The following is a 23736-nucleotide window of genomic DNA, read 5'->3' on the forward strand; positions in this document are numbered from 1 at the left end:
AGCCCTGACTCCTTTGATGTAGAAATATTTACTGTGCCATTAACTCAATGAACGCAAAAGAACTTCTCGAAAGTTATGCTCAGGGCGATCGCGATTTTAGTAAGCGATCGCTCATTGGCTTGATCTTGACTGGGGCAAACCTATCTGGGTCAAACTTTATCGAATCAGATCTCGAAGAAATTACACTCGACATTGCCAACTTAGAGGATGTAGAGCTAAATCTCGCGAATTTGGTCAGAGCAAATTTGAGTGGTTCGATTTTGATCCAAGCTAATCTTAATGGCACAATCTTAGAACAGGCTTCACTAATCGGGGCAAATCTTTCGGAAGCTTTCTTAATCGAAGCAGATTTAAGTGATGCTGTCTTAGTAGAAGCAAATTTTACTAACGCTTTTCTAACTAGTGCGAATTTGACGCGATCGCGATTATGTCGAGCCAACCTTGCTAACGCTTTTTTGACAGGTGCTTATCTGAATGGAGCAGATCTTCGTGGGGCAAATCTCACAGGAGCAGATCTCAGTCGCTCTAATCTGACGGGGGCAAATCTCGCAGGCGCAGATCTCAGTCGTGCTAATCTGACGAATGCCAAACTAAATTGGGCAAATCTTGCCAATGCTAAGTTAATTGGGGCGGATTTGACAGGAACCTATCTATCGACTCTAAAAAGTATTGAGGGCACTGATTTTACGGATGCACGTAATGCTCCGAACTCGGTCGAGCTTGTTAATATGGAAGAGGTAAACCCAACTCAATAGGAATTTGATAGTTAGTATGAGTCTCCTAACTATCATGATTCATTCATCTAACTTAAAATCTTATGCCCTTGTTTCGTTCCGTATCTAGCCACACTAAAACTTTTGCCTACAGAATCTCTAATCTCGCTTTAATCATGACGATCGCAGGGGCGATCGCTCTACCAATTAATAACAATGCCCATGCTCAAGCCCAAAAGGATGCCGTGGAATGGATCAAGCAGGGGCGACAACTTTGGCAAAGAAATGACATTTCTGGAGCGATCGCTGCCTATCAGCAAGCCGCCCAGTTAGAACCGAAAAATTCTAAAATTCTGACAAGTCTTGGCTTCCTCCTCACACAACAAAATAATTATTCGGGGGCAATCTCGACCTTAGAGCGGGCAACGCGGTTAGACAATACGAATGCTAAGGCATTTAATGCCCTAGGTTTTGTCTATGTCAAGATTAAAGACTATCCCAATGCGATCAATGCCTATCGGCGAGCCATCTCTCTGGATCGTCAAAATATAGATGCCTATAACAGTGTTGGCTTTTTGCTGACCGAACAAAAAAACTATGCTGAAGCTGTCAAGATCTATCGTCAAGCAATTGCTGCTTCACCAAATGAGGTCAAAAGCTATCTCAATTTGGGCTATGTGTTAAAGCTATCAGGCGATCGCAAGGGTGCTGTAGCTATGTATAACCAAGCCGATAAAATCGCCCCCTTTGATGCAGATGTATTAGTAGCGCTCGGTGGGTTATTCGCTGAACAAAATCAAAATGAAGAGGCGATCGCCAAATATAAACGCGCCTTAGAAGTTAATCCGCGTCATCCTCAAGCGAATTTGGCAATCGCTGGAGTTTTACAAAGTCAAGGTAATTATGCCGAAGCTATTACTTCTCTGCGTAGAGCCGCCACCGCAAAGAATATCACTCCTAGTAATTTGATTGCCTTGCAACGAGAGATTGCCAACCTCTATATCCAACAAGGTTCTCTATCAGGTGCGATCGTTGCCTATCGCGAAATCATCGAAGTAGAACCTGAGGAAGCCGAGACTTATCTCGCCTTAGGTAAGTTATTAGTCACACAGCAACGGGTAACTGAAGCTCGCAAAACCCTCGAAACTGCTGAGCGTCTATTCAATCAACAGGGTAACATCGATGGTTTAGCCCAAGCTCGAAAAGCTCTTGCAGAAATCAAATAAATCAGAAAGCCGCACATTGTGCGGCTTTCTGATTTTAATTTGGGATAGTTGCTGCTTCTAAACCTGTTGCTTTGCCTGCTTTGCGGAGGCGATCGCTTTCGGGTTCCATCCATGAATAGACAAAATGACTGAAGCAATTAATCTGTGGTTCTCTGGCTCGAATCGCTTGCATTTGCTTCTCAAAGCTAGGATGTCCATCAAAACCCTGTCCCCAAGTTCCTGCTAAAACTGGACAGACTAAGGTTTCAGGCGATGATTGGCGCACTACTTCGGAAACCTGCTCCGCGACACAACTCCCATCATTACAAAGGGCATAGGTCATGGGGTGACGTTCCATATATTTCGGGAACCGATCCCAAGGCTGCATCCTTGCCTCATATCTACCTGATTCTGTGCGATTACCATTGGGAAAGAACACCGTACCAATGGGAAGATTATTTTGCTTGAGGGGAGCCGAAATTGTGGTCACAAAATTAATGACCCCTTGATAGGCATGATTTGTGGCAATATTCCACAGTAAACCTTCCGCGATCGCTGCCGTTTCCCTAGGATTTTTAATATTTGTGGGCTTGACTTTAGCGGTGTTAGCAAGTTGCTTCTCGGTCTCCACAACATCATTGGCGGTGAGATTACCATTTTGGAGATAAAGCGCCATCAACTCTCGCACATTGCGATTATCAATACTATTGAGTAATGCTGTCCGTGATGATTTGCCGTAAATCCACAGTTGCTTGACGTTATTGATTAATTCCCCCGTGATATTAGTCGGATAGCGCACGTAATCAAATACCATGCCATCAGGCTGGCGTTGCATTAGAGCTTTAACTGCTGTGATTAAATCATCTTTAGCAGTCCGACTATAGGGATCGACAAATAGGTGATCGGCTTCATAGGCATCTTCATAAAAAGCTTTACCATCAGCGACCTGCTTACGATCAAAATTGGTATTCGCAATACTATTTTCCCCATTGCCATTAATGGCAAATGTCCCCGATCGCCCCTTGACCTCGCTATAGCCATAGCCAAAATTCATCGCAAAAGACCAACCATAAACCTTGATGCCCCGTTCTTTACCGATCGCGATCGCCTGTTTCCAAAGATCATAGTCCGCAGGTACTTCGCCCGCCTTGACTGCTTCCTCCATGACTGATTTCCAAGGTGTCGGATTATCAGCAACGGGTAGGAGTACGCGCCCATCATAAAAAACTTCAACAAAAACTTGGTTATAGCCCCGATTTGCCATCCGATCAAAGACATCCTCTAGCACCCCTGCCTTGACATCATTAGGATAGAGCCTGATCCAAGTTGCTTGGGTTTGGGGCGCAGTGCGATCGCGACAGGCTTGTAAAGCCGTTTTATGTTTTTGAATAATTTCCCGATATTGGGTCTGTGATTTTTGATCCTTAGTATTGATCAGAGCCGCTTTTCGTAATTCATGTTTACGCAAAATTTCCGCTGCACTCACATCACAGGTCGGATTGCCCCACAAAATTCTGTCGGGTAAAGGCCCCGCGATTGCATTATTTGAAAATATTGTTGCTAAGCTCAGACAAGCCCCAGAAGCAAGCAATCCGAATTTTGGTTGATGTAACTTTTTTCGAGATGTCGAGGATTTGATCAATTTCATAAAAATACAAAAATACCTTGATATTTACCTTGGGTCGTTGATCTTGCGGTCAGGAGCACCGCGCACCCTAACCCTAAAATTTTGATCTTGATAGAAGCAATTTCCCTGACGAACTAGCCGTAACAATGTGGCACACTGACAAGTGTATTTCATGACTTGCTTCTCCATGCTGCACAACCCTGCCAGATTTAAGCCTAGTTCTATCGAAAATGATTCAGAAAATGAAGAAGAATTAGAATTTTACGATTTTAATGAACCTGAACCGGGGAGTCCACCGGGGACGTTAATCATTGATGAAGATGCTAGCATTCCTAATATTTTTCTGATTGATTACCATGCCGAAGAAGCGATCGGCGTGCAACTAGCAACTCCTGAAGAATGTTTCCCCTACCTCGATAGTCAATCGGTCTCATGGGTAGATGTGCAGGGGCTAGGTTCTGAAGATGTCTTAAAACGCCTTGGCAAAGTGTTTAGCCTCCATGAGCTAGTACTTGAAGATATCGTCAATATTCCCCAAAGACCGAAGGTTGAGAGCTTTGAGGATCAAGAACTAATCATCTTACATATGGTGACGAGTCGTGAAGATGGTCGGGGTTTTTATGATGAGCAGGTAAGTTTGATCTTAGGAAAAAACTATGTGCTGACAGTGCAAGAAGAGCCTGAAAATGATGTATTTGAGCCAATTCGTCAAAGGATTCATCGAAATCGTGGCGTAATCCGATCGCAAAGAGCTGACTATCTTGCCTATGCTCTGATCGATGCGATCGTCGATGGATTTTTCCCTGTGTTAGAGGACTATGGAGAGCGTCTCGAAGATCTCCAAGATGAAGTAGTAGAAAAACCCACCCGTCAGACCCTAGATAAAATTCATAAAATCAAACGCGAATTATTATTACTTCGCCGTGCTATTTGGCCACAGCGAGATGCCATTAATTCTCTGATTCGTGAGGAAAGTCCGTTAATTGATCGCGAAGTTAGGGTGTTTCTGCGAGATTGCTATGACCACACCGTACAGGTCATCGATATGGTGGAAACCTATCGCGAACTTGCTGCCAACTTAATGGATATTTATCTCTCGTCATTAAGCAACAGCACCAATGAAATCATGCGCTTTTTAACCGTGATTTCCACAGTATTTATTCCCCTTACCTTCGTTGCTGGTGTCTATGGCATGAATTTTGATACCAGCGTGGCTGGGAATATGCCTGAGTTAAAAATGCCCTTAGGTTATCCGCTCTGTTGGTTATTGATGCTTTCTATTTCTGGTGGTTTGTTATTTTACTTTTGGAAAAAAGGCTGGCTATTTAGTCCAAAATAACTATGAATCGGCGCGAAGCGTAGATTCATAGTTATTAATGAAAATATTGTGTTACTTCCTCAACCTCAAAAACGTAGACTGCAACGGGTGACATTACAGCCACACCAAGTTGAGCAAACTTTAGAAGTTAATAGTGCGATCGCCTTAACATCTGAGCAAAGACATTATTTATGTAATGTGTTGCGTTTAGAAATAGGCGCAGAATTTATTGCCCTTGATCGTCAAGGCGGCTGGTGGCTAGCAAAGTTATCTAGTGAGGCGGATAATGTCCAAATCATCGACAAATTAGAAAATAATTCTGAGTTAGATACCCAGATCACCCTTGGTGTGGCGATGCCCAAAGGTAGCAATATCGAATCGGTAATTCGCCAATCTACGGAATTAGGCGTGCGTCAAATAGTGCCATTATTTAGCGATCGCACAATTATCAAATCAGGCACAGAAATCGGCAATCAAAAGCGCGATCGCTGGCAACGCATCGCCGAAGAAGCCGCCGAGCTTTCCCTGCGTACCTATGTCCCTGAAATTAATGCGCCGCAATCCTTCAAGACATGGCTAGGCGATCGCTCCTCAGCATCTGCACAAATTCTGAAATATATATGTGTTACCCATCCTGAGGCTACCCATTTGCTGCCTAGCTTGCAAAGTGCCTATGATGCTTTACCTGCGGGAGAGCATCTTGCTCAAATTATGGTTGCTACGGGTTGCGAGGGAGGATGGACTGCCAGAGAAGAAGAAATAGCGATCGCATCGGGATTTATACCTGTATCTCTAGGTGATCGGGTATTGTCCGCCGTCACAGCCCCAGTGGTAGCATTGTCCATAGTTAGTGCATTTTTAGATACTAAATAAGGTTCTTAGCAAAAGAGAGAATCTTATTTTTAATCCTTGGAAATAGAGACAATTTATGATCGCCAACCAACAGCAAACAGTGCAATCTATGGTCCAGCAAACTATTGCCATCCGCACCAATGGTAAAAAGCTGCACAATATCACCCGCCAAGTAGAAGCCATTCTCTTGCAATCGGGTATAAAAATGGGACTATGTAACGTCTTTTTGCGACATACATCTGCAAGTTTGATTATTCAAGAAAATGCCGACCCCGATGTATTGGCAGATTTAGAAACATTTTTTAGAAAACTCATTCCCGAAGATGCCAGTCAATATCGCCATATTTCTGAGGGGGTAGACGATATGCCATCCCATATTCGCAGCGCCCTTACAAAAACATCAGAAACAATTCCGATCGCTAATGGTAAACTTGCCCTCGGTACTTGGCAGGGAATCTTTGTTTGGGAGCATCGCAATTTGGGGCATACCCGTGAAGTGTTGGTACATATTACAGGTTGTTAGAACAGGGTGCTAAATCAGGATATTAAAACAGGAGCCTAGATGAAGTCCGCAAAAAAGCCACCAGCAAGTCGATATCGTCCAGCTACTAAACAGAGAAAGTGGCTGCGGGGATTTCAGTGGTTTTTACCAGGGCTATTAGTCAAAAGATGGCTCCTAGTTAGCATTATCGGTATTGTGTTGATCGTTTTGGGCATTGCCATCTCGGCAAGATTAACACCCATTTTATTTATCTCACGCCTAATCGGGACAACGATCGATACACTAGTGGCGATCTTGCCCCGTAATGTCAGTGGACCGATCGCCCTAGCCATTGGTCTGGGTTTGCTCTGGTTGGGACAAAAACGTGCCCTTGGTTCGATTACTCAGGTTTTGATGCCCGATCAAGATAAGGAGTTATTAGAGTTACTGGTTTCACACCGCAAGCTCAATCGCGGACCCAAAATTGTCACCGTTGGTGGTGGCACAGGCATGTCAAATTTGTTGCGTGGACTCAAGCAATATAGCGCCAATATTACAGCGATCGTCACGGTTGCTGATGACGGTGGCTCCTCTGGTCGCTTACGGCGCGAGCATGGGGTTTTACCCCCAGGGGATATTCGTAACTGCCTCGCAGCTCTAGCCGATGAAGAAAAATTAGTCACTGAGCTATTTCAATATCGCTTTAAAACTGGGGAAGGACTAGTCGGTCATAGTTTCGGCAATTTATTTCTTACAGCGATGAGTGAAGTTACGGGGGATCTCGAAAAGGCGATCGCGGCAAGTTCTCAGGTACTAGCAGTGCGTGGACGAGTATTACCAGCCACCCTTGAGCATATGGTGTTGTGGGCAGAACTTGAAGACGGACGCTATGTGGAGGGAGAGTCAAATATTCCTGAAGCAAAGGGTAAAATTAAGCATATTGGCTGTAAACCTAGTAATCCCAAGGGCTTACCACAGGCAATTGAGGATATTAACGAAGCTGATTTAATTGTGATCGGACCAGGGAGTCTATATACCAGCATTATTCCCAACCTACTTGTGCCTGAAATTCTTCAAGCATTAATCAATCGCAATGTGCCATCGATCTATCTTTGTAATATCATGAGTCAGGTAGGTGAAACTGATGGCTATACTGTGTCTAATTATGTGCGAGTTTTAGACGAGTTAGCAGGGGTAAGATTATTTGATGTAGTTTTGGTTCAAAAGCACCCGCCTTCTGAGCGATCGCTACAACACTACGCCTCATTTGGGTCTCACTTAACATATCTAGATCGCGAAAATCTTGCGGCGATGGGGTGTCCAGTGTTAATTGCCAATGTTATGCGGGAAAAAGCAAACGGGACAGTATGCCATGATTCAGATAAACTTGCAGGTGTATTAATGCGTTGGTACAACCGACAATAATTTTTAGATTTAACTTAGCCCTATGCTGATATAAAAGCTAAAAACTTCTTTAGATAAAGGTTTTATAGTTTCTAGTTTGGCTAGGCAAATTAAAAACTACTATAAAATTTAAGCTCAAACTGCTAGATAAAACCATCAGTGTTACAGCATTACAACATCCGAGTTAACAGTGATATTTATGCTCTTGCAAACTTGCAGGAGTGGTTTCAGCAATTCCAAAATTTCTTGCCCAAAACAGTTTGGATGCAATGCAATCTGGTCTTAGTTGAGGTATTTACTAACGTGGTTTCCTATGCCCATGAGGGGCTGGATGAGGAAACACCTATTGATATCGAGTTAGATATTAATACAGACGAGAAATTTTTAGAGTTGAAAATTTGGGACTATGGACGACCATTTGACCTACTAGCTGAAGTCGAAAGGCTGTCTAAAGAAGCTCAAAAGAATAAGGATTTTGAGAATATCGATGATATTCCTACAGGTGGCAGAGGTCTGATCATCGCAAAAACGATCGCTGACAATATTCACTATGAAAGTACGTCTGATGGGCGCAATTGCTTTGTAATGACTAAAAGATTTGAGTCAAAGTAAAACAACGTCAGTTCGGGTTAAGCTGGCAAATTTTAAAATTTCAAAAGTATAGATAATTCAAATAAAAACTACAGCTTCGACTTCGCTCAGCTAGCTTACACCGAGGGCTGAGCGAAGTCGAAGCCCGTCTACAAGTTATTTAAAACAACTATAAAAGCCTTGCTACGCAAGGCTTTTATAGTTGTTTTTTGATAGAGGGGTTGCGTTAGATTAACGCTTTAACCACAAAACCACTGCAAATACTGCTACAGGTATAGTAATTGCGGTCAAGGCAGCTATATTCATCACATCGACACTTAATCCCTGTAAGACAGACCACTGAGGCACAATATATTTAATAAAAGATGAAGCGATCGCTGAATAAGCCAGCAATCGCAAAACAAATAGAAATTGAGAAAAAATTGGTAAGGGCATATAGCGGAATTGTGAACAAGTTTCTAATGGCTAGTTTTTCTTTTTACCGCCTTCTTTTTCTTGGATTTCCGCAGGGACAGGGAATTGCTCAATGGGTTGACCAGCCAAGGCTTTTTCCATAAATTTACGCCAAATCGGCGTGACGTAAACACCACCCGTTACCCCATTTGCCATTGGTGAATAGTCATCATTGCCAATCCAAATAGCAACAGCTAACTGAGGGACATAGCCCACAAACCAAGCATCACGGAAATCGGAAGTTGTTCCAGTTTTACCTGCAACAGGACGACCATCACTCATTTGGGCTTCTGTTGCCGTGCCATTAGTAACGACTCCCCGTAACGCATCGGTCAAATAAGAAACAGCGATCGGATCGAGAATTAGCTCAGGCTTAGGGGTATTGTCCAGAATCAAATTGCCGTTGCGATCGGTCACGCGAGCAATTAAGGTGGTTTTGGACTTATAGCCACCACTAGCAAATACGGCATAGGCTCCTGCGACTTCCATTGGTGTGACATCGGCTGCACCAAGAGGCAAAGAAACTACGGGTTTCATGGGGCTATTAATGCCCAGTTTGCGACAGATAGCAATTACATTTTCATTGCCAACCTCTATCCCTAACTTCAATGCAGGAATATTTCGAGAAACTGCGATCGCCTGACGAATGCTAATCGGACCTGAGAACTTATTGTCATAGTTACGAGGCACATAGGGTTCATCCCCATCAGGAATAGTCATCGGGCTATCATCGATCACTGAGTCTGGGGTGTAGTTGCCCGTCGCAAAGGCAGCATAGTAGACAAAGGGTTTAAATGATGAACCTAACTGTCGTCTTGCCAAGACCGCACGGTTATATTGATTTTTATCAAAATCACCCACGCCGCCGACCAAAGCTTTGACGAACCCAGTACGGGGATCAACGGCAACTAAGGCTAACTGATCGGCATAGGCTCCACGATTTACCAAATCATTATGTCCTTCGGTAGCAACCTCTTCGGCAATGCGCTGTAGCTTTAGGTCAATTGTTGTCTGAACGCGCAAACCACCTTGTAAAACGACATCCTTGCCAAATTTTTCTTCTAACTCGGCAGTCACAGCCTGCGACACATAGGGTACACGACTAGCCTCGTAGGAAATCCCCTGTTTGCGAATAGTTATTTTCTGAGCTTTGGCGGCTTTAATTTCCGCAGGCGTTGCCCAATTAAGTTCTGCAAGGCGATCGAGTACTAAACCTTGGCGCTTTTTCGCTTCTGCAAAATTATCGACAGGATTGAATACCGAAGGCGCTTGAATTGTCCCTGCGAGCATCGCGGCTTCACCAAGGGTTAGATCAGCAGCCGATTTACCAAAATAGTTTTGAGAAGCGGTTTCCGCCCCATTAGTATTTTTCCCCCAAAATACTTGGTTGAGATACATCTCAAGGATTTGTTCCTTAGTAAAAACCTGCTCTACCCGCATGGCTAAGACAGCTTCGGCAACTTTGCGGTTCAGACTACGCTCATTCGATAAAAATAAATTCTTGACTAGCTGTTGTGTCAATGTCGAACCACCCTCAACGGTTCCACCTGCACTAAAGTTAGCTAAAATGGCGCGACCAATACCACTGGGATCAATGCCTTTGTGGGTGTAGAAATAGGCATCTTCCATGGCAAGAACCGATCGCTTTAAATGTGGTGAAATGCGATCGAGGGTAACGACTTCGCGGTTAACATCCCCATGCAAACGAGCGATCAACTCGCCATTAATATCATAAATATAGGTAGTTTCAACGGGGACATAGCCCTTGAGAACTCTGACATCAGGCAAATCGCGAAAGCTGAGGGCTAAGCCCACAAGTCCACCTGCCATTGCTGCACCACCAATCATGATAATGCCCAGCAATGTGCCACCAACAGCTTTGAGAGTGCCTTTTAAAATACTGCCAGTCAGAGAACCAGAACGCTCTACACTATTCGATGCCACAGCAATCTACCCTTTGTAACTCATGAGTAATCTTACTGCATTAAGAAGTATTTCGAGCGCTTGAGTAAAAAAACTACCTAGTAGTTTTTTTACTCAGATTTAGCGACGTTGCGCTAGCTTGTCATAAACCAATTGCAGATCAACGCGATGATGAGCTAGTGCCACAAGGGTGTGGTAAAACAAATCAGCAACTTCACCAGCGATCGCATCAGGATCATCGTCCTTACAAGCCATCACCACTTCTGCTGATTCTTCGCCAATTTTTTTCAAAATCTTGTTATCTCCTCCCGCAAATAGTTTGCAAGTATAGGAGCTTTCTTGAGGATGCTCACGGCGATCGACAATTACCGTAAATAATTCTGATAGAGGATCATTCATAAAATCAAAATACTTATACAAAATAATTGTGAAGCACTTCGCACCTCACAATCTTAAATAATAAAGGCACGCTATGCGTGCCTTTATTGGTTTTGAATGTCTTGCCAAGCAAGACATTCAAAAAAACTAAGTTTTGCCAACAATTACTTGATGGAAACCTTACCACCAGCTTCTTCGATTTGCTTTTTAGCAGCTTCAGCATCAGCCTTAGGTAGACCTTCCTTGATGGTCTTAGGAGTAGACTCAACCAAGTCCTTAGCATCCTTAAGACCCAAGCCAGTGATTTCACGAACGATCTTCAGAACAGCGATCTTCTTATCAGCAGGAACTTCGTCAAGTACCAAGTCAAAAGCAGTCTTCTCTTCAACTTCTTCAGCAGCAGCAGCGCCACCGCCAGCAGCAGCAACTACTACACCACCAACAGGAGCAGCAGCCGAAACGCCAAAGGTTTCTTCGATCGCTTTAACCAATTCAGAAGCTTCAAGAAGGCTTAAAGTCTTTAGTTCTTCAATAATGCTGTCGATTTTTGCGGACATAGGTTTTCTCTTTAGTTAATTAGATTAGGTTTTAGTTTTGGTTGCTTGGGGCTGTTAGCTGTTAGCTGTTAGCCTTTAGCTTTTTCTAGAAATTGAGCTAATAGCTAAGCGCTAATAGCTAATTGCCTCATTAAGCAGCTTCTTTTTCGGAAACAGCTTTGATAGCGCGTCCCAAAGATTGGGGAACTTCTTTGATACCGATCGCAATCTTGGCAGTGACGGCATTGATTGCGCCAGCGATTTGCGAGATGAGTACTTCCTTGGAAGGTAGATCAGCGATCGCTTGTAAGTCTTTAGCACTTAAAGCGCGACCTTCTAAGACACCGCCACGAAGTTCGGTTTTCTTAGATTCCTTAAGGAAAGCTTGGTATGCCTTAACAGCACCACCAATGTCATCCTTCACAAATAGACAAGCAGAGGGACCAACTAGAAACTTTTCTAGAGGTTGCCATTCAGGAGTACCTGAAATCGCTTGCTTGAGCAGAGTGTTCTTAGTTGTTCTGCACACCGTACCAGTTGGACGGAGTGAGCGGCGGAGCTTAGTAATTTCAGCTACCGACAATGTTGCATAGTCAATTACGAGTACCAGCTTAGTTCCGTCAAACTCTTGGCTGATTTCGTTAACTAGCGCCTTTTTTTGTTCTAGGGTCTTACCCATGTATTTTGCACCTCCTTGTGTTTGGAGCTAATCACAACGGGGCTTTGCCCCGTTGTGATTAGCCTTGAATCTTTAAAGTCATTAAAAAAGCCTCGTCTTTTCGCAGACCGAGGCTAAAAAGCGATTCCAGTTTGGAATTTCTTTCAAATCACCTCGGCAGGAAATTAAGCCATTAGCACCTGCTGTCTATGGAGCTATTTAGTTGTCGAAATTTCTTTCTAGGCTGATTACAACGATTAGACTTAGTTTTTTATAAACTTCTTTTCCGTAGGAAAAGAAGTTTATTTTGAATGACTTTGAAAGGCTTTATTATGCTTCGGCAAGCTTGAGATCGCGCAATGCTGTGACATCAACTTCGATTGAAGGTCCCATTGTTGCGGATACATAGAGCGATCGCCAGTAGCGACCCTTTGCACCAGAAGGACGATTACGATCAATCGTTTCTTGTAGAGCCTTCAGGTTTAGCAATAGATCTTCTGCGGTAAAAGCAGCTTTGCCAAACTGAATATGAACGATCCCTGTACGGTCGGCACGGAATTCTAGCTTACCAGCTTTGAACTCATTAATTGCACCACCGAGGTCAGTAGTTACCGTACCACCTTTAGGCGAAGGCATCAAGCCTCTAGGACCAAGCAATTTACCAAGCTTAGCTACCTGAGGCATCATATCAGGTGTTGCAATCAGCAGGTCGAAGTCCATTCTACCCTTGCTGATTTCATCGATTAGTTCTTCAGATCCCGCGATATCTGCACCAGCAGCAGTTGCTTCAGCAACCTTTTCGCCACGAGCAATAACTGCTACACGGATTGTTTGTCCTGTACCCTTGGGCAATGTCACCGTGGTACGCAATTGTTGGTCGGCGTACTTAGGATCAATACCAAGTCTTACGTGAGCTTCTACGGACTCAGGAAACTTTGCAGTTGCGGTTGCCTTGACAAGTTCCAAGGCTTCGATAGGTGCGTAAGGACGCTCTTCTACTTTGCTTCGAGCTTCCTTGAGACGCTTTGATACTTTTTTAGTCATTGTTACTCCTTTGGGGTGCGAGTGGAAAACCTTGTTTCCTCCCCCAATTCAGAAAATTTGTATAGAGAAAGAAATGAGATATTGAAATAGAGAGAATACTAGCCAGTAATGGTAACGCCCATGTTCTTGGCAGTACCTTCAATAATCTTCATTGCTGCATCGATATCATTTGCATTGATATCAGGCATTTTGGTTTCTGCGATTTGACGTAGTTGATCTCTGGTAATGGAACCAACTTTCTTACGGTTAGGCTCAGCAGATCCAGAGGAAATACCCGCAGCTTTTTGGATTAAAACTGATGCAGGAGGTGTTTTGAGAATGAAGGTAAAACTTCTATCTTCGTAAACAGATATTTCTACAGGAATAACCATACCTGCTTGGTCAGCAGTACGGGCGTTATATTCCTTACAAAACATCATGATGTTAACACCATGTTGACCCAAAGCAGGACCAACTGGTGGTGTTGGACTTGCCTTGCCAGCATTGAGTGCTAGCTTAATAATTGCTGTAACTTTTTTAGCCATTTGCTTTCTGAGCCACTTTAATAATAGCCGTTAAAAATCCGCTAGAAAATCCGCAAACCGATGTTTGGGGTAACTAGCTTTGTTTATGATTTAGTTTTGCTTTTGTACCTGATTGAACTCTAGTTCTACAGGAGTGTCTCTTCCAAAGATTGAGAGAAGTGCTTTGAGTTTACTGCGTTCTGGGCTAACCTCGACCACTTCACCTTCAAAGTCTTTGAAAGGTCCATTGAGCACTTTAATCTTGTCGCCTTGAGCCATATCAATTTTGAGGACTGGCTCTTGTTCGACTGTGACACGGAAGATTCTTTCGACTTCTTTCTCAGTCAATGGGCGAGGCTTAACATGCCCACGACCACGACCATAGTGACGTTTTTGTTCTGTGCCGACAAAGTTAATTACATGGGGGGTGCTTTTGACAGCAAGCCATGCATCATCATCAACTTCTAGCTGTCCGATTTCATTTCTGACAGTTTTAATCTGGATCAGCACATATCCGGGGAAAATCTTTTCCTCAGATGTAAGTCTAGTGCCATCTTTTCTAAGTTTGACGGTCGGTGTCTGCGGAATTTCAATTTGCTTGATCCGATCTTCAACATCAAGGGTCTTGATGCGCTGCTCTAGGCTTGACTTGACCTTTTTTTCGCAACCCGAAGCGATCTGTACGGCGTACCATTGGAATAGTACGTCTGATTCTTCTCGGCTAGATGAATGGTCGATGTCTTCGGTAAACATTATTGAAACACCTGCAATGCGATCGCTCTAAACAAAGCATCAATTAAATACACAAAAGTTGCAACCGCAACGATCATCAAAAGCACAGATGCAGATTCACTAATTAATTGTTGACGGGTCGGCCAAACAATCTTGCCAAATTCAGCCTTAGTCTCTGCAAAAAAGTTAGTCACATTAGCATTATCAGAATTCTCTGATGTTGCTTTTGACGTTTCCTTAGGTTGCTCTTTTACTTCGTTTTTAGTCATAGCGGCAACTCGTGCGATCCTTTTGCAATCTTTGAAAATGCGATGTATTTAACTACAGTCTTGAGCAAACTTAAATTAATTTCGGGCTTGTGAAGATGGTGAAGCGCGCCCTGAGGGACTCGAACCCCCGACATCAGGTTTTGGAGACCTGCGTTCTACCAACTGAACTAAGGACGCACGTTATGAAAACAAAATTTTGATACGTTACCAGCTATATCTCAGGTATCAATTGCTATATCAAAATAGTATTTGACACCTAGTATAACCATAAATGGTTCTATAGTGGACGATCAAATCTTTGTTTAAGACGAGTTGCTTTACCAACGAGGTCGCGTAAGTAGTAGAGCTTAGCACGACGCACTTTGCCACGACGGATTACTTTAATGCTTTCAACTTGTGGAGAATGTAGCAAGAAGGCTCGCTCAACTCCTACTCCTTGAAATACACGACGAACGGTAATGACAGAGTTAATGCCAGAACCACGTCTTGAGATAATCACGCCTTCGTAAGGCTGAGTACGTTCTTTGCCGCCCTCTTTGATCCTTACTCCAACCTTCACAGTGTCTCCCACATAAAGCTGAGGGAGATCTGTTTTGATGTATTCCGCTTCAATTGAGCGTATGATTTCAACAGCGTTCATGAGGAATGCCAAAAAAGTCGCGATCATCTATGTTAGAGGATGATTGCGACAATGTCTATATTTTTTGTAAAAAAAGTAAAGATCGGGCAATGTACCATGTTTAGGGACTTGCTATTAATTAAAGTACCTGTGGCTTCGACTCCGCTCAGCCAACGTTAGCTGAGCGAAGTTGAACGTTAGCTGAACGAAGTCGAACGTTAGCTGAGCGAAGTCGAAGCTAGATATTGGAGGGACATTGTTTATCCGTAAGTCCCTTAGGGGTTTGGATTTTGGTTGCCGCGCCACCAAAATTATTTTGATGACTGTGTCTTACGGAGGCTAGAGCTTGCGGGAAGGTCGCTTGTACTTTGTTCAGATTTACGCCTTTCAATAATTTCTGAAGCTGTGCTTTGTAAAGTGCGATCGCGATAGGGGATGGCAGCACGAGTCTTGAGAAAAGCGGCTTCGGTATCGGAGATGGGCGGTAGCGCTGTGGGGGCAAAGGCGGCGATCGTACTGGGAGATTTGCGTCCGATGGGGGCGATCGCACCAACTTGTAAGCCAGCCATTAGCATGGCAGTACGAACGGCGGCGGATGAGGAGTATGTGACAAGATAGCCATCGGGTTTGAGGCAGTTGGCTAAAAGTTGGATAAACTCGACCGTCCAGAGTTGGGGACAATGGGGCGGCGAGAAGGGATCGAGAAAGATGGCATCTGCCCATTTGTGAGGGACTTGGCTAATGGTTTGACGGGCATCACCAATGAGTAGTTGTAAGGTTAAATCTTCAGTTTCGACAATTTGAGTTGCCGCAGCAGTTATAAGGACTTGGGCGATCGCTGGTTGCCAGATATTTACTAATCCTGTGGCGATCGCTTTTTGTGGGACTTCGAGATTATTTTCCAGTGCAATGATGTGGATATTGGCGATGGGAGTTTGATTGGATTGTTTTAAATCAGAGATGCAGGCGATCGCGGCTGCCGAGTTGTAACCTAAGCCATAGCAAACATCGAGAATGTTGAGTTTAGTTTGAGTTTGGGCTTTTTCAGCAATCTTGGCAGGAATCACAAATTTTGCTTCAGCTTCGTGCTTTGCGCCATGAGAGCTATGAAAGGTTTCTTGAAAGGTTTCTGACCAGAAGGTAATGGAACCATCTTCGGTTGGGAAAAGGGAAAGTTTATCCATAGCAGAATATCTAGAGCAAGGGGGTAAAGGCGATCGCATTACCGTTTGATGATCGCGGTGATATGGTTTGAATGCTGTGCCTCTACAAGATTTTGGGGTTTCTTGTGGAGATAGCTCGACTGTAAAAGAAATGATATAATGCTGACATAGAATCATCGCTATCAAATCCTCAGAAAAAATGGTTGTTTTACAGCTTGATGATGAGCAAGTAATAGAACTCGTAAATCAGCTTTCTAATGAGAAGCAATTGCGGTTATATCAGGTATTGATTAAAAAACGGCGCGATCGCTGGATTGAGTTATCTAATATTGGACAGGCTGGAGCAAGGCGGGCAGCTAGCGATCGCGGGTTAGATTGAGATTTTCTAACTGAAGATGAGCGAGAAGAATTTTGCAATATGTTGAATAGTGAGGTAAGTACTAAATGTCTGTGAAAGAACTACTAATTAATAAACTTGATTTGATGTCTGAGAATGAATTGGAAAAGGTACTCAAGCTATTACAGATTTTTGGCTTAGCTGATCATCGTAAATCTTCTCAAAGTAAAAGTTATTCATTGCGTGGTTTACCAATTGAGTATATCGATCCCCTAGAACCTGTGGCAATTTCTGATTGGGATGTGTTGGGATGATTGTGTTAGATACGCATATTTGGATTTGGTGGGTACATGGAGACTCCAAGCTTAGTCAAACTGCGGCGGCAGCTATTCAGAGTCAAGAGTCTTCAGCGATCGGGGTTAGTGTTATATCCTGCTGGGAGATTGCCAAGTTGGTTGAGTATAATCGCTTGACTCTTCCCTGTGAGCTTGCGGAATGGTTTGAAAAGGCTCTGTCTTATCCAGCGATTCAATTATTAGATCTCACACCGCAGATTTCTATTGTTTCAACTCAGTTAGTTGGATTTCATCGAGATCCTGCGGATCAAATTATCACTGCAACGGCTAAGGTTTTAGGATGTCCGTTGGTTACTGCGGATACAAAGATCTTGAATTATTCGGGGATAGCAACAATTGCATGAGAGCGCATCAACAGCACCAATAACTTGTAGGGGTCAAGCATTTGCGTCACAGTTATTAAACTTCTCAAGAAATCTCTGTAAGCAAATGCTTGACCCTCTTTGCTCTCACCGATCGCTTGTCTCTGCGTTGTGAGGCTTAGGCGATCGCATTACCGTTTGGCGATCGCATTACCGTTTGGCGATCGCGGCGATATGCGTAAATGCTGGCGGTAATGATTCGCTCTCTTTGCTTCCGCCGATAAATTGTGGCTGCGTTGTGAGGTTTGGGCGTAGCATTACCTTTTGATGATTGTGGTGATATGCGTGAATGGTGGCGGTAATGCTGCGCCCCTACGAGATTTTCCTTGAAAAAACTGCATATGGTCAACATCTGGAAATGTAGATAAGATTGTCAGCACGCAGATCAGTAATATGGCTATGAATCTAGATTCTCGCAAAGGTGGTGTTAAGGCTTCTCGGTTTTATGGGTTGATGTTTGTGGCTTTGACTGGGATTTTGGGTATGGTGTCGCCGCCCGATTTAGGTTTGATGACGGTTCAGGCGCAAACTACTCAAGACCGCAAAGCAGAAGCAGATCGGCTACTTAATCAAGGAAATCAGCAATATCAAATTAGCCAGTTTGAGCAAGCATTTCAGTCATATCAACAAGCACTGAATATCTATCGCGAAATTAAATTTAGACAAGGAGAACTGTGGGCATTAGGAAGTACAGGAATCGTTTACCAAGCTCTCGGCAAATATGACAAAGCGATCGAGTTCCTAGAACAAACCCTAGCGATCGCGCGGGAAATCAAAGACCGTCTCGGCGAGGGACAGTCGCTGGGAAATCTGGGACTCGCTTACCGAAACCTCGGCAAATATGACAAAGCGATCGAGTTCCATCTGCAAAGCATAGAAATCGCGCGGGAAATCAAAGACCGTAGCGGTGAGGGAAATGCGCTGGGAAATCTGGGACTCGCTTACTATTCGCTCGGCAAATATGACAAAGCGATCGAGTTCCAACTGCAAAGATTAGCGATCGCGCGGGAAATCAAATACCGTAGTGGCGAAATGTATGGTTTGCATAGTTTAGGTTATGCCTATAGATCGCTAGATCGAGATCGCGAAGCAATGATTTCTTTTCAACAGGCATTGACCATTGCTAGAGAGATTGGAGATCGAAGTATCGAAGGTTATGCACTCGCAAATCTAGGAAATGTACTCTCCAAAGCAAAACGCTCCGAACTTGCGATTCTCTTTTACAAACAATCGATCAACATCCGCGAAGCGATCCGCAAAGACATCAGCAAACTCGATAAAGACATCCAAAAATCCTATTTAGCAACTGTCGAAGATACCTATCGCAACCTCGCCGATCTCCTACTCAAACAAGACCGTATCCTCGAAGCCCAACAAGTCCTCGACCTGCTCAAAGTCGAAGAACTCAACGAATATCTCCGCACCCCCACTCGCAGCAGCCAAACCGAGCAAGGAACCGAACTGCGAAATCAAGAAAAACAATTTATCGCTCTTGCCCTCGAACTCGACGAACTGCAAAAGCGCAAACTCGCCAATAACATCACCGCCGCCGAACAAGAAAGGCTGAATAAACTCGTCAAATCCGAACAAGAGCAACAAAATCAATTCATCGCCTTTCTCGATAGTGATCCTGTTCAAAAACTGGTCGAAGAACTGCGCCTCAAGGAAAGACAACAAAACGTCGATATTACCAACAACTTTCAAAATCTCCGCACCGATATTCTCAGCAAATATCCCAATGCCGTTCTCCTCTATCCCCTCATCCTCGAAGATCGCCTCGAACTAATTCTAGTTACCGCCAAAACCACCCCGATCCGCCGCACCATCAACATCAAACGCGAAAAACTCAATCAAGAAATTGCCGATTTTCTAGCAGGACTCAGAGACTCAGGCTCTGAAGATGTCAAACAACCTGCTCAGCAATTACATACATGGCTAATCAAACCCTTTGAAACAGAACTAGCCGAACTAAAAATCGACACGATCATCTACGCCCCCGATGGACAGTTGCGCTATATTCCTCTCACGGCTCTCAATGACGGCAAACAATGGCTAGTTGAAAAATATCGCGTCAATAACATCACCGCCGCATCTCTGACTAAGTTCAATAAGCCACCGATCGCTACACCCAAGATCTTTGCAGGAGCATTTGGCAACGTCAAGCAGCAAGGATTTTCAGGATTGCCCGCCACTCTAACAGAAGTCAAAAAAATCGCTGAACGCTTTCCCAATACCAGCACCTTTGTCGAAACAGCCTTCACCAAAGAAATAACTACCACCAACTCCAATTCCTACACCATTCTCCATCTCGCCACCCACGGCAAACTCGCAATTGGCGACCCAAAAAATTCCTTCATAATCTTTGGTGATGGCGAAAAAGCGACAATTTCTGATATTCGCAAATGGGCTTTAACCAATGTGGACTTAGTGGTATTGAGCGCCTGTCAGTCTGGACTAGGAGGCAAGCTAGGTTCAGGTGTCGAGATCTTGGGATTGGGCTATCAGATGCAAGCCGCAGGTGCGAGGGTAGCGATCGCATCGCTCTGGTTAGTCAATGATGAGGGTACACAAGCATTGATGACTGCTTTTTATAGTGAACTGCAAAAAGGCAATGTCACGGTTACGGAAGCTTTACGCAGAGCGCAAGTTGCTCTGATTAAATCGCCGAAATATAATCATCCTAATTATTGGTCAGCATTCTTTGCGATCGGTAATGGTTTGTAAATATCGAGCGATCGCACCCAAATATCTGTGAGGATAACGGCAGATGATTTGTTGAGATGGCGAAACAAGGACAATGAATAAGGGTTTAAGTATTGTAATTGCGACGTTATTAGTTAGTTTACCCATACAGGCGCAGATCAGCGAGTTTGCCCAAGCCCAATCAGCACAAGATCGGAAATCAGAAGCCGACAGATTGCTGGACTTAGGCAATCAGCAATATAACAAGAGCTACTATCAAGAATCCATTCAGTCATACCAATCCGCCTTAGAAATATACCGCACTCTCAAAGATAGTAATAACGAAGGTAGCACCCTTAATAACTTGGGCAATGTCTATTACAGCCTCGGACAATATCAAAAAGCACTGGATTTTTATCAGCAGTCCTTAGCCATCTTGCAACAAACTGGCGATCGCCAAGGTGAAGGAACGGCTCTCAATAATCTCGGTGAAGCCTACAGAATGCTCGGACAATTTCAGAAAGCGATAGACCTTTACCAGCAGTCTTTAGTTATCAAAAAGCAAATTGGCGATCGCAAAGGTGAAGGAACCTCACTGGGTAATTTGGGGAATGCCTATAACAGTCTGGGACAGCATCAAAAAGCAATCGAATTTTTTCAGCAGTCTTTAGCAATCAAAAAGCAAATTGGCGATCGCGATGGTGAAGGAAGTTCGCTCAATAATCTCGGACTTGCAGCTTACACATTGGGACAGTACCAACAAGCTAGCGACTTTTTCCAGCAGTCCTTAGCAATAGCCAGACAAACAGGCGATCTAGATAGTCAAGGCTATTCTCTGATTGGATTGGGCAATGTTTACAACAGTATCGGGCAGTACCAACAAGCTAGCGTATTTTTTCAACAGGCTTTGACTATCTTTCATCAAACAGGCGATCGCAATGGTGAAGGTAACTCGCTCAATAATCTGGGACTTGTATCTAGCAATCAAGGACAATATGAGCAAGCAATTGCTTTTTACCAAAAGTCCTTAGGTATCTTTCGGCAAATTGGCGATCGCAATGGACAAGGAATTGCACTCAATAATTTGGGCGCAATATTCAACAAACTCAAACAGCCCGAACTTGCCATTCTCTTTTACAAGCAATCGGTGAATGTGAGGGAATCCATTCGCAAAGATATTCGTGGACTTGGGAAGGAAGAACAAAAATCCTATTTAGATACGATTGCAGGTTCCTATCGCAACCTTGCTGATTTGCTCTTACGACAAGACCGCATCCTCGAAGCTCAGCAAGTTCTCGACTTACTGAAAGTTCAAGAACTTAGTGATTACCTTCAGAATGTGCGGGGTAACTCTCAAACCGCCCAAGGGATTGATCTCCAAAATCCCGAACAAAATCTCATCGCTCTTGCTAATGAGTTGAATATCCTGCAAAGAAAAGATCGGGAAGGTAAACTCAATGAGACTGAGCAGCAACGCCTTACTCAACTTGTACAATTGGAACGCGATCAAAACAAACAATTTAATGCCTTTCTAAATAGTCCCGAAGTACAAAAACTGATTACGGAACTACGCCGTACCGAGCAACAACAAAATATTAATCTCGCCAATTATCGCAAGCTCCAAAAAGATGTACTCACGCAAATGCCTAATGCTGTGATGCTCTATCCCATGATCCTTGGCGATCGCCTTGAGTTAGTCCTGATCAATGCCAAGACTCCACCACTGCACCGCACGGTCAAAATCAGTCGGGAATTGCTCAACCAAGAGATTAGCAATTTTTTGTCTGGACTGAGAGATGCTAGTGCCGATGACGTTAAAGAGCCAGCCCAAAAGTTTTATGGATGGCTGATCAAGCCCTTTGAGACAGAATTAGAACAACTCAAAATCGATACGATTATCTATGCTCCCGATGGGCAATTGCGCTATATTCCCCTGTCGGCTCTCTATGATGGTAGACAATGGGTAGCCGAGAAATATCGAGTTAATAACATTACCGCAGAATCTCTGACTTCCTTTATCCCCAAACCTCTTGCTCAACCGAAAATCTTCGCTGGCGCATTTGGTGGACAAGCTGGCGATCGCAAGAGGGCAGGATTTGAGGGACTACCCGCCACGATTACTGAGGTGCAAAAAATCGCTAGCCGTTTCCCAAATACAACTACGCTTACGGAAGATGCGTTTAGCAAAACCGCTACGGAAACTAGAGCCAACTCCCATACAATCCTCCATTTAGCCACACATGGCGAGCTATCGGTAGGCACACCTGAGGATTCTTTTATTCTCTTTGGCAATGGCGACAAGGCTACTATTAGCGAAATTAAGGAATGGTCACTGAGTAATGTTGATTTGGTGGTTCTCAGTGCTTGTCAAACTGGAATCGGTAAAAAGTTAGGGAATGGTGTAGAGATTCTCGGCTTGGGCTATCAGATGCAATCGGCAGGTGCGAGAGTGGCGATCGCTTCACTCTGGAAGGTTGATGATGCGGGGACGCAGGCTTTAATGGAAGCATTTTATGGTGAACTCAAAAAAGGCGATGTTCCTGTGGCTGAGGCATTACGCAAAGCACAGGTTACTCTCATTCACTCTGCAAAATATAAACATCCTAATTATTGGTCGGCATTTTTTGCGATCGGGAATGGGTTGTAGACAGTATGCGATCGCGATTACTTTTTGGGCTTCTGTGGCTTCGACTCCGCTCAGCCAACGTTAGCTGAGCGGAGTCGAAGCTAGATAACTTTTTTTGCTACGAGCGATCTCAATAGAAGGAAACCATCGCCTTAGCACATCAGTTGGCTAATCGCGTGGGGCAAGGCGATCGCGAGAGGATGATAGAATTTATTGAGACAGTTTTGCTGTACAAGTTTCCCAAAATGAGTCGAGAGGAGGTTGAAGCGATGTTTACGTTAGGTGATCTCAAGAAAACAAGGGTTTATCGTGAAGCAAAGCTTGAGGGCAAGCTTGAGGGTAAACTTGAAGGCAAGCTTGAGGGCAAACTTGAGGGCAAGCTTGAGGGTGAAAAGATTGGGACGCAGCGCGGTCAGGTTTTGGGGCTAAGGCAGTTTGCTGTAAAGTTGTTGACGCGGAAGTTTGGTAAGGTGGCGCTGAAGACGGTTAAGCGTCTAGACAAGCTATCGGCTGAGCAGTTGGAGGAGTTGGCGGAGGCGGTGTTGGATTTTGAGAAGGTGGCGGATTTGGAGGCGTGGTTGGCAAGTAAAAAGGAAAAATCCATCGTTAGGTAGGGGTCAAGCATTTGCGCCACAATGTTTAAACTCCTCACAAAAAATCTCGATCCGCAAATGCTTAACCCTCTTTGCTCTCGCCGATAAATTGTGGCTGCGTTGTGAGGTTTGGGCGAAGCATTACCGTTTGATGATCTCGATGATATGCGTAGATGGTGGCGGTAATGCTTCGCCCCTACGGGGAATTGGTGGATTTTGGCTATGTTTTTTGTATCGCCTGTTTTGGGGAATATCGCTTTATGCTGGCTGGTATGTAACTGAGGGTTTTGATGTAAATGTGAGGATATAGG

The 23736-nt window shown here is 44.1% G+C and carries 26 protein-coding genes, 1 tRNA gene, 1 pseudogene and 1 other annotated feature; of the genes and pseudogenes, 14 read left to right on the top strand and 14 right to left on the bottom strand.

All coding sequences use genetic code 11. The features are described 5' to 3' along the window. Positions 1–47: 47 nt before the first annotated feature. Both HC246_RS16215 and HC246_RS16220 read left to right on the top strand, forming a co-directional pair. A complete protein-coding gene (locus HC246_RS16215) occupies positions 48–755 on the top strand; it encodes a pentapeptide repeat-containing protein (protein WP_169364290.1) in 708 nt (235 codons plus the stop codon). 62 nt (positions 756–817) lie between these two features. Beyond that, positions 818–1939: a tetratricopeptide repeat protein gene (locus HC246_RS16220; protein WP_169364291.1), complete on the top strand. Its 1122-nt coding sequence runs from the start codon at positions 818–820 to the stop codon at positions 1937–1939. A 34-nt stretch (positions 1940–1973) separates the two neighbouring features. On the opposite strand, the gene HC246_RS16225 is transcribed toward HC246_RS16220, so the two are convergent. Further along, positions 1974–3566: a glycoside hydrolase family 10 protein gene (locus HC246_RS16225; RefSeq protein WP_225902968.1), complete on the bottom strand. Its 1593-nt coding sequence runs from the start codon at positions 3564–3566 to the stop codon at positions 1974–1976. Positions 3567–3717: 151 nt separating this feature from the next. On the opposite strand from HC246_RS16225, the gene corA reads away from it, so the two are divergent. The 5 genes from corA to HC246_RS16250 all read left to right on the top strand — a co-directional run bounded on the left by corA (position 3718) and on the right by HC246_RS16250 (position 8212). After that, a complete protein-coding gene (gene corA, locus HC246_RS16230) occupies positions 3718–4884 on the top strand; it encodes a magnesium/cobalt transporter CorA (protein ID WP_169364292.1) in 1167 nt (388 codons plus the stop codon). Between the two features lie 48 nt (positions 4885–4932). Then, positions 4933–5736 carry an RsmE family RNA methyltransferase gene (locus HC246_RS16235; protein ID WP_169364293.1) on the top strand — a complete coding sequence of 268 codons (804 nt, stop codon included), beginning with the start codon at positions 4933–4935 and terminating at the stop codon, positions 5734–5736. A gap of 88 nt (positions 5737–5824) precedes the next feature. After that, on the top strand, positions 5825–6238 hold the full coding sequence (locus HC246_RS16240; RefSeq protein WP_169364294.1) for a secondary thiamine-phosphate synthase enzyme YjbQ: 414 nt from the start codon (positions 5825–5827) through the stop codon (positions 6236–6238). Between the two features lie 39 nt (positions 6239–6277). Next, entirely contained in the window at positions 6278–7621 is a 1344-nt protein-coding gene (locus tag HC246_RS16245; RefSeq protein ID WP_169364295.1) for a gluconeogenesis factor YvcK family protein, read from the top strand. 138 nt (positions 7622–7759) lie between these two features. Continuing rightward, positions 7760–8212 carry an ATP-binding protein gene (locus HC246_RS16250; protein ID WP_169364296.1) on the top strand — a complete coding sequence of 151 codons (453 nt, stop codon included), beginning with the start codon at positions 7760–7762 and terminating at the stop codon, positions 8210–8212. A gap of 210 nt (positions 8213–8422) precedes the next feature. Here the strand turns inward: HC246_RS16250 and HC246_RS16255 are convergent, their stop codons facing one another. The 12 genes and pseudogenes from HC246_RS16255 to HC246_RS16310 all read right to left on the bottom strand — a co-directional run bounded on the left by HC246_RS16255 (position 8423) and on the right by HC246_RS16310 (position 16490). Then, positions 8423–8626 (bottom strand): hypothetical protein, encoded by a 204-nt coding sequence (locus tag HC246_RS16255; RefSeq protein ID WP_169364297.1) that lies wholly within the window; start codon positions 8624–8626, stop codon positions 8423–8425. Between the two features lie 30 nt (positions 8627–8656). Beyond that, positions 8657–10588 carry a transglycosylase domain-containing protein gene (locus tag HC246_RS16260; RefSeq protein WP_169364298.1) on the bottom strand — a complete coding sequence of 644 codons (1932 nt, stop codon included), beginning with the start codon at positions 10586–10588 and terminating at the stop codon, positions 8657–8659. A gap of 99 nt (positions 10589–10687) precedes the next feature. Beyond that, positions 10688–10960 (bottom strand): annotated as a pseudogene (gene hisE / locus HC246_RS16265) (phosphoribosyl-ATP diphosphatase); the annotation flags it as partial. Positions 10961–11109: 149 nt separating this feature from the next. Beyond that, on the bottom strand, positions 11110–11502 hold the full coding sequence (gene rplL, locus HC246_RS16270; RefSeq protein WP_169364300.1) for a 50S ribosomal protein L7/L12: 393 nt from the start codon (positions 11500–11502) through the stop codon (positions 11110–11112). Between the two features lie 130 nt (positions 11503–11632). Next, positions 11633–12160: a 50S ribosomal protein L10 gene (gene rplJ, locus HC246_RS16275; RefSeq protein ID WP_169364301.1), complete on the bottom strand. Its 528-nt coding sequence runs from the start codon at positions 12158–12160 to the stop codon at positions 11633–11635. Between the two features lie 74 nt (positions 12161–12234). After that, positions 12235–12370 (bottom strand) — a sequence feature (ribosomal protein L10 leader region). A gap of 99 nt (positions 12371–12469) precedes the next feature. Continuing rightward, positions 12470–13183 (bottom strand): 50S ribosomal protein L1, encoded by a 714-nt coding sequence (gene rplA / locus HC246_RS16280; protein ID WP_169364302.1) that lies wholly within the window; start codon positions 13181–13183, stop codon positions 12470–12472. 98 nt (positions 13184–13281) lie between these two features. Continuing rightward, complete coding sequence (gene rplK / locus HC246_RS16285) at positions 13282–13707, bottom strand: 50S ribosomal protein L11 (RefSeq protein ID WP_169364303.1); 426 nt, start codon at positions 13705–13707, stop codon at positions 13282–13284. A gap of 90 nt (positions 13708–13797) precedes the next feature. Continuing rightward, complete coding sequence (gene nusG, locus HC246_RS16290) at positions 13798–14439, bottom strand: transcription termination/antitermination protein NusG (RefSeq protein WP_169364304.1); 642 nt, start codon at positions 14437–14439, stop codon at positions 13798–13800. After that, positions 14439–14687, bottom strand: a complete 249-nt coding sequence (gene secE / locus HC246_RS16295; RefSeq protein WP_169364305.1) for a preprotein translocase subunit SecE — start codon at positions 14685–14687, stop codon at positions 14439–14441. Before secE ends, nusG begins: the two co-directional genes overlap by 1 nt. A gap of 104 nt (positions 14688–14791) precedes the next feature. After that, positions 14792–14864 (bottom strand) — tRNA-Trp (locus HC246_RS16300). Between the two features lie 100 nt (positions 14865–14964). Then, the gene (gene rplS / locus HC246_RS16305; protein ID WP_169364627.1) at positions 14965–15327 is read right to left on the bottom strand and encodes a 50S ribosomal protein L19; all 363 of its coding nucleotides are present in this window, start codon (positions 15325–15327) and stop codon (positions 14965–14967) included. Between the two features lie 290 nt (positions 15328–15617). Beyond that, positions 15618–16490, bottom strand: a complete 873-nt coding sequence (locus HC246_RS16310) for a tRNA (5-methylaminomethyl-2-thiouridine)(34)-methyltransferase MnmD (protein WP_169364628.1) — start codon at positions 16488–16490, stop codon at positions 15618–15620. Positions 16491–16668: 178 nt separating this feature from the next. On the opposite strand from HC246_RS16310, the gene HC246_RS16315 reads away from it, so the two are divergent. The 3 genes from HC246_RS16315 to HC246_RS16325 all read left to right on the top strand — a co-directional run bounded on the left by HC246_RS16315 (position 16669) and on the right by HC246_RS16325 (position 17506). Then, positions 16669–16848 (top strand): hypothetical protein, encoded by a 180-nt coding sequence (locus tag HC246_RS16315; protein WP_169364306.1) that lies wholly within the window; start codon positions 16669–16671, stop codon positions 16846–16848. A gap of 65 nt (positions 16849–16913) precedes the next feature. Then, complete coding sequence (locus HC246_RS16320) at positions 16914–17120, top strand: hypothetical protein (protein WP_169364307.1); 207 nt, start codon at positions 16914–16916, stop codon at positions 17118–17120. Further along, complete coding sequence (locus tag HC246_RS16325) at positions 17117–17506, top strand: type II toxin-antitoxin system VapC family toxin (RefSeq protein ID WP_169364308.1); 390 nt, start codon at positions 17117–17119, stop codon at positions 17504–17506. The genes HC246_RS16320 and HC246_RS16325 overlap by 4 nt, the downstream gene beginning before the upstream one ends. Before the next feature lie 136 nt (positions 17507–17642). On the opposite strand, the gene HC246_RS16330 is transcribed toward HC246_RS16325, so the two are convergent. Next, the gene (locus HC246_RS16330; RefSeq protein WP_169364309.1) at positions 17643–17876 is read right to left on the bottom strand and encodes a hypothetical protein; all 234 of its coding nucleotides are present in this window, start codon (positions 17874–17876) and stop codon (positions 17643–17645) included. A gap of 41 nt (positions 17877–17917) precedes the next feature. Here HC246_RS16330 and HC246_RS16335 point away from each other — a divergent pair, with 41 nt between their 5' ends. From HC246_RS16335 to HC246_RS16350, 4 genes are all read left to right on the top strand, one after another. Further along, on the top strand, positions 17918–20248 hold the full coding sequence (locus HC246_RS16335; protein ID WP_169364310.1) for a CHAT domain-containing protein: 2331 nt from the start codon (positions 17918–17920) through the stop codon (positions 20246–20248). Positions 20249–20321: 73 nt separating this feature from the next. Beyond that, positions 20322–22853, top strand: a complete 2532-nt coding sequence (locus tag HC246_RS16340; protein WP_169364311.1) for a CHAT domain-containing protein — start codon at positions 20322–20324, stop codon at positions 22851–22853. Positions 22854–22978: 125 nt separating this feature from the next. Beyond that, positions 22979–23446, top strand: a complete 468-nt coding sequence (locus HC246_RS16345; protein WP_318655965.1) for a DUF4351 domain-containing protein — start codon at positions 22979–22981, stop codon at positions 23444–23446. 130 nt (positions 23447–23576) lie between these two features. Further along, on the top strand, positions 23577–23735 hold the full coding sequence (locus tag HC246_RS16350; RefSeq protein WP_169364313.1) for a hypothetical protein: 159 nt from the start codon (positions 23577–23579) through the stop codon (positions 23733–23735). Position 23736: the final 1 nt, after the last annotated feature.

This window comes from Pseudanabaena yagii GIHE-NHR1 (assembly GCF_012863495.1).
GTDB lineage: Bacteria > Cyanobacteriota > Cyanobacteriia > Pseudanabaenales > Pseudanabaenaceae > Pseudanabaena > Pseudanabaena yagii.